1 protein-coding gene and 1 pseudogene are annotated in these 731 nt (G+C 43.4%); both read right to left on the bottom strand.

Annotated features, from left to right (window positions below; all coding sequences use genetic code 11):
- Positions 1–85: 85 nt before the first annotated feature.
- Complete coding sequence (locus LJD34_RS16080) at positions 86–589, bottom strand: antirestriction protein ArdA (protein ID WP_009319955.1); 504 nt, start codon at positions 587–589, stop codon at positions 86–88.
- A gap of 17 nt (positions 590–606) precedes the next feature.
- Positions 607–731, bottom strand: a pseudogene (locus tag LJD34_RS16075) (antirestriction protein); the annotation flags it as partial.

Here is a 731-nt window from a genome sequence, read left to right as displayed (position 1 = left end):
AGAAAAGGACAGCCATTTTCAGACTGTCCCTTAAAAGAGAAATACGCTGTCAGTAGCAACAATGCTTGTCGCTGATCTTCCAGCGTTAATATGGTATCTCGCACATACCTCGGCTCGTTTCAATGAAGCAACCGCCCATATCCAAATCTCGCCCGTAGGCTTCATAGTCAATGTAGTTCTGTAAGCTGGGTGGAATGTCGCCAAGTGCCTGCAATTCGTCTATGTAGTAGTAGGCAACGTCTGTCATGGTTTCACAGTCGGGATAATAATAAATATCGTCCTTGTGTTCCACGACTTCTTCCAGCGTCCCGTAGTGGCTGATAAATTCGTCCAGACACTCTACGATATAGTCGGGAAGTTCCTCTATCATTTCATACATCTCATTGAGTTCTTCAATGGAAACATACTCGCCAATCGCAATAGGGAAGTTGTCGGTATCATGGATAGCGTATTCCTCATACTGTTCATTCAAGCCGATTTTTTCTTTCACATCTTCCTCGTCAATAGGAAATGTGAACCATGCACCGACTAAACAGCCCTCATTGTATTTGCCAAGATTAGCAATGTAAACCGCCATATCATCAACCATAAGCACCACCTCATTTCCTACTCTGGCAGTTCAAAGATACCGTGTTCTGTTACTAAAAATTTCCCGTGTTCCTGCAAGTGAGAAGCATAGGCTTCAAAGTCAAAGTAGTATTCTTGACAGTCCTCGGATAAATGCTTGAACG

Source organism: Faecalibacillus sp. MSK20_93 (assembly GCF_020589945.1).
GTDB lineage: Bacteria > Bacillota_I > Bacilli_A > Erysipelotrichales > Coprobacillaceae > Faecalibacillus > Faecalibacillus intestinalis.
Note: the sequence above shows the minus strand (reverse complement) of the source record. Positions and strands in the feature narration are given on the sequence as shown.

Bases quoted from the DNA above. Each gene is read 5' to 3' on its own strand.
- LJD34_RS16080 (WP_009319955.1), bottom strand. From the start codon at position 589: ATGGTTGATGATATGGCGGTTTACATTGCTAATCTTGGCAAATACAAT.